This window comes from Bradyrhizobium sp. 2TAF24 (assembly GCF_052115025.1).
Lineage (GTDB): Bacteria > Pseudomonadota > Alphaproteobacteria > Rhizobiales > Xanthobacteraceae > Bradyrhizobium_A.
Window position 1 is genome coordinate 312,778 of sequence record NZ_JBFRFW010000005.1, and the last position, 10,911, is coordinate 323,688.

At 65.6% G+C, this 10,911-nt stretch carries 11 protein-coding genes; 10 read left to right on the forward strand and 1 reads right to left on the reverse strand.

Annotation, left to right across the window (positions count from 1 at the left end; all coding sequences use genetic code 11):
- Positions 1-4 precede the first annotated feature (4 nt).
- Entirely contained in the window at positions 5-556 is a 552-nt protein-coding gene (locus AB4Z37_RS10965) for an invasion associated locus B family protein (RefSeq protein WP_441516750.1), read from the reverse strand.
- A 504-nt stretch (positions 557-1,060) separates the two neighbouring features.
- Here AB4Z37_RS10965 and coxB point away from each other — a divergent pair.
- The 10 genes from coxB (at position 1,061) to AB4Z37_RS11015 (ending at position 10,777) form a co-directional block, all read left to right on the forward strand.
- A complete protein-coding gene (gene coxB / locus AB4Z37_RS10970; protein ID WP_441516751.1) occupies positions 1,061-1,900 on the forward strand; it encodes a cytochrome c oxidase subunit II in 840 nt (279 codons plus the stop codon).
- A 64-nt stretch (positions 1,901-1,964) separates the two neighbouring features.
- On the forward strand, positions 1,965-3,581 hold the full coding sequence (ctaD, locus tag AB4Z37_RS10975; protein ID WP_441516752.1) for a cytochrome c oxidase subunit I: 1,617 nt from the start codon (positions 1,965-1,967) through the stop codon (positions 3,579-3,581).
- A 117-nt stretch (positions 3,582-3,698) separates the two neighbouring features.
- Positions 3,699-4,634: a heme o synthase gene (locus AB4Z37_RS10980; RefSeq protein ID WP_441516753.1), complete on the forward strand. Its 936-nt coding sequence runs from the start codon at positions 3,699-3,701 to the stop codon at positions 4,632-4,634.
- A 3-nt stretch (positions 4,635-4,637) separates the two neighbouring features.
- Complete coding sequence (locus AB4Z37_RS10985) at positions 4,638-4,817, forward strand: CoxF protein (protein WP_441516754.1); 180 nt, start codon at positions 4,638-4,640, stop codon at positions 4,815-4,817.
- A gap of 15 nt (positions 4,818-4,832) precedes the next feature.
- A complete protein-coding gene (locus AB4Z37_RS10990; RefSeq protein ID WP_441516755.1) occupies positions 4,833-5,459 on the forward strand; it encodes a cytochrome c oxidase assembly protein in 627 nt (208 codons plus the stop codon).
- Positions 5,460-5,544: 85 nt separating this feature from the next.
- Complete coding sequence (locus AB4Z37_RS10995) at positions 5,545-6,399, forward strand: cytochrome c oxidase subunit 3 (protein WP_441516756.1); 855 nt, start codon at positions 5,545-5,547, stop codon at positions 6,397-6,399.
- Between the two features lie 88 nt (positions 6,400-6,487).
- Complete coding sequence (locus AB4Z37_RS11000) at positions 6,488-6,871, forward strand: DUF983 domain-containing protein (protein ID WP_441516757.1); 384 nt, start codon at positions 6,488-6,490, stop codon at positions 6,869-6,871.
- Positions 6,871-7,596 carry an SURF1 family protein gene (locus AB4Z37_RS11005; RefSeq protein ID WP_441516758.1) on the forward strand — a complete coding sequence of 242 codons (726 nt, stop codon included), beginning with the start codon at positions 6,871-6,873 and terminating at the stop codon, positions 7,594-7,596. Before AB4Z37_RS11000 ends, AB4Z37_RS11005 begins: the two co-directional genes overlap by 1 nt.
- A 476-nt stretch (positions 7,597-8,072) precedes the next feature.
- Positions 8,073-9,491: a threonine synthase gene (gene thrC / locus AB4Z37_RS11010; RefSeq protein ID WP_441516759.1), complete on the forward strand. Its 1,419-nt coding sequence runs from the start codon at positions 8,073-8,075 to the stop codon at positions 9,489-9,491.
- Entirely contained in the window at positions 9,488-10,777 is a 1,290-nt protein-coding gene (locus tag AB4Z37_RS11015; protein ID WP_441516760.1) for a M16 family metallopeptidase, read from the forward strand. The genes thrC and AB4Z37_RS11015 overlap by 4 nt, the downstream gene beginning before the upstream one ends.
- The last annotated feature ends 134 nt before the right edge of the window (positions 10,778-10,911 follow it).

Below are 10,911 nucleotides of genomic sequence, written 5' to 3' on the forward strand. Positions count from 1 at the left end.
CCGATCAGGGCAGCTTGTCGTAGCCCTCGCCGATGCCCTTGAGGCTGAGCGGGAAGCCGATGCCTTCTTCCGGCGTCTCGAAGATGATGAAGGTCGCGGTCTTGGCGGTCTTGAGCTGGTTGAGCAGGTTGTCGTCCATCACCACCTCGGCGACGCAGCCATTGGGCAGGCAGCGGACGAAACCGGCGCGGCCGACATCGGCATTGTCGAGCTTGAGCCCGAGCCCGGAGGGCAGCAGCACCCCGAGCGGAGCCACCACCCGCATCAGCTTGCTCTTCTGGTCGGCGGTCTTGAGGATGATCACCGTGAGGCCGGCATTGGAGCGGTCCTCGGCGACCACGCTCTGGATCAGGGCGCACTGTTCGGCCTGGGCCCCGGGCGGGGTGTCGCAGCGGATCTGCCAGTCGCCGTGGACCGACTTGACCGCACCCTGGGCGCTGGCGCCGCCGGCCGAGGCGAACAAGGCCAGAACGACCGTGACGCAGGTCGCGAGCAGGGGGGCGAGGCCGGCGCGGCACGCCGCGGCAGTCGGTTTATGGGGTCGTGAAGCGCCCATCAGGGTCGATCCTTGGTCATCTATCCGTGCCGATATCCTTGCCGCCGCCACAGCCCTCAAGGGCGTGCGGAAGGCTGACATGGCAATGACGGCGCCTTGAAGGCGATCCCGGGGCCGCGACGGCGTCCCGGACCGGTCGGTTCTGGTGTCCCGCCCATATGTCCTGCACATGGCGGAGCCCGTCCCCGGCAGCGCGAATCGCGGTCCCGTCAGGCGTCCGGCCCGTGGGTACATCGCGTAATCTGCCTGTCAAGCATTGTCCGCTGCAGAAGCCGCCTGCGCGCCGGATTTTTCGCGGGGCGAGCACGAAGCGGCGGTCGGCCGGGGACGCGGCCGAAAACTGCATAATCCTGCATTGCGATAGCCCTGGAAGTATGGTTTGAGAGGCGGGAATCTCGACGCGTTCTAACCTGCCGGACGACGGCCGCAGAGCGGGTACGGGGCCGCCGGTCACGTCGTTTCGGCCTGCCGGCTTTGACGTTCAGGACAAGGAGCGGGAGCGGCATGAAAATGTCGAGGGGACAAATGGTCCGCCGGGCGCTGGGGCTCGCAGTGGCCGGAAGTGTGGTGGCGTTCGCCGGGGCGGCGTCGGCCGGATTGGGGCAGCCGACCCCGTGGGAATATACGCTGCAGCACTCGGCGTCGCCGGTGATGGACAACATCATCTGGTTCCACAATTTCCTGCTCTGGATCATCACCGCCATCACGCTGTTCGTGCTGCTGCTGCTGGTGACCGTGGTCATCAAGTTCAACGCCCGCTCCAACCCGGTGCCGTCGAAGACCACCCATAACACCCTGATCGAGGTCGCCTGGACCCTGATCCCGGTGCTGATCCTGGTGTGCATCGCGGTGCCCTCGTTCCGTCTCCTGTTCCAGGAGCTCGAGGTGCCCAAGGCCGACGTCACCATCAAGGCGACCGGCAAGCAGTGGTACTGGAGCTATGCCTATCCCGATAACGGCAAGTTCGAGTTCGACTCGCTGATGGTCGCGGACAAGCAGCCGCGCCTGCTCGGCGTCGACAACGAGATGGTGGTGCCGGTCAACAAGGTGATCCGCGTCCAGACCACCGGAGCCGACGTCATTCACTCCTTTGCCGTGCCGTCCTTCGGCATCAAGATCGACGCCATTCCGGGGCGCCTGAACGAGACCTGGTTCAAGGCCACCAAGGAAGGCATGTATTACGGCCAGTGCTCCGAGCTGTGCGGCAAGGATCACGCCTACATGCCGATCGCGGTGCGCGTGGTCAGCGAGCAGGAGTTCGCGGCCTGGATCGAGCAGGCGAAGAAGAAGTACGCGGCCACTGGCGCGAAGACCTACGCGTCGGCCGGAGCGGCCGCGCAGTAAGCGCGGCTGCATTCGCTTCGAGACTTAAGAGACGACGAACCACCTCGGTTCAAGGGATCTGAAAATGGCCACTGCTGCACCCTCCGCTCACGCTGATCACGACGATCACGCTCACGACCATCCGACTGGCTGGCGGCGCTATCTCTACTCCACGAACCACAAGGACATCGGGACGATGTACCTGATCTTTGCGGTCGTGGCGGGCATCATCGGTGGTGCCATGTCGGTCGCGATCCGGATCGAGCTGATGTATCCGGGCGTGCAGTTCTTTCATGAGAGCCACACCTACAACGTGTTCGTCACCTCGCACGGCCTGATCATGATCTTCTTCATGGTCATGCCGGCGATGATCGGCGGGTTCGGCAACTGGATGGTGCCGCTGATGATCGGCGCGCCGGACATGGCCTTCCCGCGCATGAACAACATCTCGTTCTGGCTGCTGCCGGCGGCGTTCGCGCTGCTGATCATCTCGACCTTCGTCGAGGGTGAGCCGGGCGGCAACGGCGTCGGTGCCGGCTGGACGATGTATGCGCCGCTGTCGACCTCGGGTCACCCCGGCCCGGCCGTGGACTTCGCCATCCTGGCGCTGCATATCGCCGGTGCGTCGTCGATCCTCGGCGCCATCAACTTCATCACCACCATCTTCAACATGCGCGCGCCGGGCATGACCCTGCACAAGATGCCGCTGTTCGTGTGGTCGATCCTGGTGACCGTGTTCCTGCTGCTGCTGTCGCTGCCGGTTCTGGCGGGTGCCATCACCATGCTGCTGACCGACCGCAACTTCGGCACCTCGTTCTTCGCGGCCGACGGCGGCGGCGATCCGCTGCTGTTCCAGCACCTGTTCTGGTTCTTCGGCCACCCCGAAGTGTACATCCTGATCCTGCCGGGCTTCGGCATGATCAGCCACATCGTCTCGACCTTCTCGCGTAAGCCCGTGTTCGGCTACCTCGGCATGGCCTACGCCATGGTCGCGATCGGCGGCATCGGCTTCGTGGTGTGGGCGCACCACATGTACACGGTCGGCATGTCGGCCGCGACGCAGGCCTACTTCGTCGCCGCCACCATGGTGATCGCGGTGCCGACGGGCGTGAAGATCTTCTCGTGGATCGCCACCATGTGGGGCGGCTCGATCGAGTTCCGCGCCCCGATGCTGTGGGCCGTGGGCTTCATCTTCCTGTTCACCCTCGGCGGCGTGACCGGCGTCGTGCTGTCGAACGCGGGCGTCGACCGCGTGCTGCAGGACACCTACTACGTGGTCGCGCACTTCCACTACGTGCTGTCGCTCGGCGCCGTGTTCGCCATCTTCGCCGGCTGGTATTACTGGTTCCCGAAGATGTTCGGCTACATGTACAGCGAGGGCATCGCCAAGCTGCACTTCTGGGTCACCTTCGTCGGCGTCAACCTGGTGTTCTTCCCGCAGCACTTCCTCGGCCTGTCGGGCATGCCGCGCCGCTATATCGACTATCCGGATGCCTTCGCCGGCTGGAACCTGGTGTCGTCGATCGGCTCCTACATCTCGGCTGTCGGTGTCCTGATCTTCATCTACGGCGTGATCGAAGCCTTCGCCCGCAAGCGTCAGGCCGCGAACAACCCGTGGGGCCCCGGCGCCACCACGCTGGAGTGGACGCTGACCTCGCCGCCGCCGTTCCATCAGTTCGAAGTGCTGCCGCGCATCCAGTAAGCGCGGCGCTTCGGCCAGAAATTGCGCGGTGCGGTGGCTGCACCGCGTGAAGACGAAAACGGTCGCCGGCGATACCATCGCCGGTGATTGCCGAACCGGAAGAAAGCAAACGCCCTCGTGTCGACGATCGACCATCACTCGCTGGACATGCCCCACATCTCCGAGGCAGGGGTTGGCGACTACATCACCCTGCTCAAGCCGCGGGTGATGTCGCTCGTCGTGTTCACGGCACTGGTCGGCTACCTGATGGCGCCGGGCCACGTTCATCCGGTGATGGCGATCACCTCGATCCTGTGCATCGCGGTCGGCGCCGGTGCGTCCGGCGCGCTGAACATGTGGTATGACCGCGATATCGATGCGTTGATGTCGCGCACCGTCAACCGCCCGATCCCGCGCGGCCGTGTGACGCCGCCGGAGGCGCTGACCTTCGGCATGACGCTGTCATTCTTTTCGGTGGCGACCCTCGGCATCCTGGTGAACTGGATCGCCGGCGCGCTGCTCGCCTTCACCATCTTCTTCTACGTGGTGATCTACACCATGTGGCTGAAGCGCTCGACGGTGCAGAACATCGTCATCGGCGGCGCCGCCGGCGCGCTGCCGCCGGTGGTGGCGTGGGCCGCCGCGACCGGCTCGCTCGCGGTCGAGCCGCTGCTGCTGTTCCTGATCATCTTCCTGTGGACCCCGCCGCATTTCTGGGCGCTGGCGCTGTTCCGCAGCGACGACTATGCGCGGGCCAATGTGCCGATGCTGCCGGTGGTGGCCGGCGCCGACGCCACGCGGTTGCAGATCCTGCTCTACACCGTGGTGCTGGTCGCGGTGGCGACCGCGCCCTGGCCGCTCGGCTATTTCGGTCCTGCCTACGGCGTGGTCTCGATCGTGCTTGGCGCCTGGATGCTGTGGCTGGCGATCGACGTGTTCCGCCACCGCACCGACGCGATGGCCAAGCGCGCGCCGCGCCGTCTGTTCGCCTTTTCGATCGTCTATCTGTTCGGGCTGTTCGCGACCCTGCTGGTCGAGGCCATGCTGCCCGCCGTGACGCGGCTCGTGTGGTAGGGGATGCGTGACACTTTGACCGACGACAACAAAGAGCCGCAGGGCATTGTCCTCACCGAGGAGCAGAAGCGCCGCCGCCGCGAACGTTCGCTGGCGATCGCCTGGGCGCTGGGCATCCTGGTCGTGCTGTTTTTTGCCGTGACCATGGTCAAGGGGCCGGCGGTGCTGCACCGGCCGTTGTGATCGGAAAGTAAAGCCATGAGCGCAACCCAGCCTCCCGCCGACCAGCCGCCGCGCACACCGCGCGGGCCGCGTCGCGACATCGTGGTGGCGTCGGTGTGCGGTTTCGTGGTGGCGCTGATGGTCGGCGCGTCCTATGCGGCCGTGCCGTTCTACAACTGGTTCTGCCGCGCCACAGGCTTCAACGGCACCACCCAGGTCGCGACCTCTGCGCCGGCCGGCAGCCTCGAGCATCAGGTCGCGGTCCGGTTCGATGCCAATGTCAACGGCGGCCTGCCCTGGAAGTTCGAGCCGGAAAAGACCGAAATCAACGTCAAGATCGGCGAGGTCGTCACCGCCTATTACAAGGTGACCAACCAGGCCGCGCGCCGCACCGCCGGCATCGCGGCCTATAACGTCGCGCCGCTGACCGTCGGGGCCTACTTCCAGAAGATCAACTGCTTCTGCTTCAACGAGCAGATCCTCGGCCCCGGTGAGACCCGCGAGATGGCGGTGGTGTTCTATGTCGATCCGGCGATGATGGCCGACGACGACAACAAGGGCACCAACACCATCACGCTGTCCTACACCTTCTATCCGGTCAAGGATGCCGACCCGAAGCCGCTGGCGGCCGGGGAGGGCGACACCCGGAAGGGGAATTTGTGAGTTTCGCGGCTCCTCGGAGCCGCGGGGGATGATTGAGAGACGAACACGGGCCGGTTAACAACGGTCCTGCGAACGGAGAACGGTAATGGCTACGGGGCAAGTGAAACACCACGACTACCATCTCGTCGATCCGAGCCCGTGGCCGGTGGTCGGCTCGTTCTCGGCCTTCATCCTGGCGGTGGGTGCGGTGTCCTGGATGCACCACATGTACGCCGGTGCGCCGATTGTGTTCGGCGTCGGCCTGATCGGCGTGCTCTACACCATGGCGAGCTGGTGGGGCGACGTCATCCGCGAAGCCCAGCACGGTGACCACACCCGCGTGGTGCAGCTGCATCACCGCTACGGCATGATCCTGTTCATCGCCTCTGAAGTGATGTTCTTCGTTGCCTGGTTCTGGGCCTACTTCAACTCGGCGCTGTTCCCGGCTGATCCGGTGCATGTCGCCCGCGAGGCGCTGTTCGGCGGCGTCTGGCCTCCGAAGGGCATCGAGACCTTCGACCCCTGGCACCTGCCGCTGCTCAACACCCTGATCCTGCTGACCTCGGGCACCACCGTGACCTGGGCGCACCATGCGCTGCTGGAAGGCGACCGCCAGGGCGTCAAGCAGGCCCTGATCCTGACCGTGCTGCTCGGCGCGGCGTTCTCCTGCGTGCAGGCCTTCGAGTACAGCCACGCGACGTTCAGCTTCGCCGGCAACGTCTACGGCGCCACCTTCTTCATGGCGACCGGTTTCCACGGCTTCCACGTGCTGGTCGGCACCATCTTCCTGCTGGTCTGCCTGCTGCGCGTCTATGCCGGCCACTTCACCCCCACGCAGCATCTCGGCTTCGAGTTCGCTGCCTGGTACTGGCACTTCGTCGACGTGGTGTGGTTGTTCCTGTTCATCTGCATCTACGTGTGGGGCCACGGCGCCGAGACCATGGCGCATGCCGCCCACTGAGGCAGACGGATCTCAAGCAGGGGGCGGCCTGGTGGCCGCCCCTTTGCGTTTTGAGCGGGCATGGCAGCCCGCGCGGAAGGGAGTGCAGATGACCAACGACAATCGTGCCGTCTCCCCGTTCGTGGCCGGCCTCGGCTGCAAGTGCCCGCGCTGCGGCCAGGGCAAGCTCTATGCGGGCTTCCTGCGCCTCGCGCCGCGCTGTGAGGTCTGCGGGCTCGACTACACCTTCATCGATTCCGGTGACGGTCCGGCGGTGTTCATCATCATGATCGCTGGCTTCATCGTGGTCGGCGCCGCGCTGGTGGTGGAGATCAAGTACCAGCCGCCATTCTGGGTGCACGCGGCGCTGTGGCTGCCGCTGATCCTCGCCACCACACTGCTGCCGATGCGCGCGATGAAGTCGCTGCTGATCGCGCTGCAGTATCATCACAAGGCGTCCGAAGGCCGCCTGATCGATCGCGAGCCGAAGTGATGGCGGCGTCCCCGGCCAGCCGCCTCGGCATGGCCGTCATCACCCTTGTCATGTTGACCGTGCTGGTCGGTCTCGGCGTCTGGCAGTTGCAGCGCAAGCAGGAGAAAGAGGCGCTGATCGCCACCCTGCACGAACGTCTCGCTACCGCGCCTGTGGCGTTGCCGCCGCCTTCGGCCTGGGCTGGACTGACCGCCGCGCATGACGAGTTTCGCCGGGTGAAGGTCACCGCGCGCTTCGATGCCGGCCCCGATGCGCGGGTCTACACCTCGGGCTCGGCGCTGCGGCCTGATGTCAGCGGCGTCGGCGTCTGGGTGTTCGCACCGGCGCGCCTCGCCACCGGTGAACGGATCGCGGTCAATCGCGGCTTCCTGCCGGACGGGATGACATCGCCGGACGCTGCGGCGGCGGCCGCGCCGACCGATCTCGTCGGTTATCTGCGCTTTCCGGAGAGCCCCGGCTGGTTCACGCCGGCGGCCGATGTTGCCAAGCGGCTGTGGTTCGCGCGGGATCCGGCGGCGATGGCGCAGGCGCTGAACTGGGGAGCGCTGGCGCCGTTCTACATCGACCTCGCGGCGCCGTTGCCGGCATCGGGGTTGCCGAAGGCGGGACCGCTCGACGTGCAGTTGCGAGATCAGCATCTGCAATACGCCATCACCTGGTTCGGACTCGCCATCGTCGTCGCCGCGGCGGCTCTGGTGTGGTTCAGGAGCCAGCGCCGCGCTTGACGTCATCACGGTGCGCTGACCCTGGTGTCCCGAATCCGAAGTTCGCACGATCTCGCGGCGAACTCTGTTGCGAACTTCGGATTCGATAAGGACACCAGCAAGATATTATTCTCTAGTGGTCCGATTCTAACATTCGCATCCCATATCGGCAGGCATCATTGCGAATGTTAGAATCATCAGGACCACTAGCAAATATATGTTTCTAGTGGAGCTTTTGGATTTGACATTCGCGTCGTGACCGCGCGGCCAGGTGGGACGCGAATGTCAAATCCGCTCCACTGGTGTCCTGATCGGTCCGCAAGTTCGTAACGAGGTCGCTGCAAGCGCAACTTGCGAACCGGGACACTGGGAAGCTGCGGAAATCCGGTTTCCACTTTCCGTGCCGATGCCGTAAGGTGCCCGGACGTTTTCGCATGAAAACTAAATAGTTAAAACTTATCAGAGGCTTGGAGAAGGCTCCGCCTTTGGAGGGTGTGTTGACGCGCTATATTTCGACCCGTGGTGAAGCGCCAAGCCTGGGCTTCTGCGACGTGATGCTGACCGGGCTCGCCCGTGACGGTGGGCTCTATGTGCCCGAGACCTGGCCATCGCTGTCGGCGCAGCAGATCGCCGGCTTCTTCGGCAGGCCGTACTGGGAGGTCGCGGTCGAGGTGATGCGGCCGTTCGTCGGCGGTGAGATTTCCGATGCCGATCTCGGGCGCATGGCGGTCGAGGCCTATGCCACCTTCCGTCATCCGGCGGTGGTGCCGCTCGATCAGATGAGCCCGAACCAGTTCATTCTCGAGCTGTTCCACGGTCCGACGCTGGCGTTCAAGGACGTCGCCATGCAGCTGCTGGCGCGGCTGATGGACCATGTGTTGGCCAAGCGCGCTGAGCGCACCACCATCGTGGTCGCGACATCCGGCGACACCGGCGGTGCCGCCGTCGATGCGTTTGCCGGGCGCGACAATGTCGACCTGGTGGTGCTGTTCCCCAACGGTCGCATCTCCGACGTGCAACGCCGGATGATGACGACCACCGGCGCCGCCAATGTGCAGGCGCTCGCGGTCGAGGGCACGTTCGACGATTGCCAGGCGCTGGTGAAGGGCCTGTTCAACAATCATCGTTTCCGCGACACGGTGGCGCTGTCCGGCGTCAACTCCATCAACTGGGCGCGGATCATCGCCCAGGTCGTCTACTACTTCACGTCCGCGGTGGCGCTGGGCGCCCCCGCGCGGACCGTGGATTTCACGGTGCCGACCGGCAATTTCGGCGACATCTTCGCCGGCTATGTCGCCAAGCGCATGGGCCTGCCGATCCGCCGCCTGAAGATCGCGGCCAACGTCAACGACATCCTGGTGCGCACGCTGTCGACCGGCACCTATGAGGTGCGCGGCGTGCATGCGACCGCCTCGCCGTCGATGGACATCCAGGTGTCGTCGAACTTCGAGCGCCTGGTGTTCGAGGCCACCGGCCGCGACAGCGCCGTAGTGCGTGGCCTGATGGCGTCGCTGACGCAGTCGGGCCGGTTCACGCTGCCGGACGCGGCGCTGGCCGCCGTGCGCCGTGATTTCGATGCCGGCCGCGCCGACGAGCAGGAGACCAGTGCGGCGATCCGGACGGCCTTCCGCGAGGCCGGCGACCTGATCGACCCGCATACCGCGGTGGCCGTGGCGGTGGCCGAACAGGAGGGAGCCGATTCGTCGGTGCCCAACATCGTGCTGGCGACGGCGCATCCGGCGAAATTTCCCGATGCGGTCGAGGCGGCCTGCGGCAAACGTCCGGAGCTGCCCGCATGGCTCGGTGACCTGATGAAACGGCCGGAGCAGGTCCGTGTCATCCCCAATGACCAGCCGGAACTGGAGCGGTTCGTGCTGTCGGTGAGCCGCGCCGCCAAGCAGGGAGCGGTCCGATGAGCGTCGAGATCACCCGCCTTCCATCCGGCCTCACCGTCGTCACCGACACCATGCCGCACCTCGAGACCGCCGCGCTCGGCGTCTGGAGCGGGGTTGGCGGCCGCGACGAAAAGCTCAACGAGCATGGCATTTCGCACCTGCTCGAGCACATGGCGTTCAAGGGCACGACGCGCCGCTCGGCGCGGCAGATCGCCGAGGAGATCGAGGCGGTCGGCGGCGACCTCAACGCCGCCACCAGCACCGAGAACACCGCGTACTTCGCGCGGGTGCTGAAGGCCGACGTGCCGCTGGCGCTCGACGTGCTGTCCGACATCCTCTCCAACCCGACCTTCGACGCCGACGAACTCGAGCGCGAGAAGAGCGTGATCGAGCAGGAGATCGGTGCGGCGCAGGACACCCCGGACGATGTGGTGTTCGAGCATCTCAGCGAGCTCGCCTATCCGGATCAGCCGATGGGCCGCTCGCTGCTCGGCACGGCCGAGACGCTGCGCGGCTTGAATCGCGACATGCTGCGCAGCTACCTGCTGACGCACTATCGCGCGCCGGACATGGTGATCTCGGCCGCAGGCGCGGTCGATCACCGCGAGGTCGTTGCCGAGGTGGAGAGGCGCTTCGGCGGCTTCGCCGGGCCGGAGGCCCCCAAGCCCCTGCCCGCGACCTTCGGCAAGGGTGGTACCCGCGTGGTGCGGCGCGATCTCGAGCAGGCGCATCTGACCATGGCGCTCGAAGGGCTGCCGCAGGCCGATCCGGCGCTGTTCAGCCTGAACGTGTTCGTCAACATCCTCGGCGGCGGCATGTCGTCCCGCCTGTTCCAGGAGGTGCGGGAGAAGCGCGGGCTCTGCTACACCATCTCGACCTTCCATATGCCGTATTCCGACACGGGTTTCTTCGGCCTCTACACCGGCACTGATCCCAGCGATGCGCCGGAGATGATGGAAGTCATCGTCGACGAGATCAACAATGCGGTGGAAACGCTGACCGAGGCCGAGATCGCGCGCGCCAAGGCGCAGATGAAGGCTGGCCTGCTGATGGCGCTGGAGAGCTGCAGCTCGCGCGCCGAGCAGCTGGCGCGGCACATCCTGGCCTATGGGCGCCCGCTCACCAGCGAGGAGCTGATCGGCCGCATCGAGGCGGTCAGCGTCGAATCGGCGCGCGCGGCCGGGCAGGACCTGCTGCACCGCAGCCGTCCGGCGGTGGTGGCGCTGGGAACCGGACGCGGGCTCGACGCCGCCGTGAGCCGGGCGGAAGGCCTGAGCCGGCCGGTGGCGCGGGCGCGCTATCACTAGTGTGGTGGATCTGACATTCGCTTCAGTATCGCCGCGAGTCCATCAAGCGAATGTCAGATCCAAAACCACACTAGAATCTTATATTTGCTAGTGTCCCTATGGTTCTAACATTCGCAAAGAGCCCGCCGCAAAGT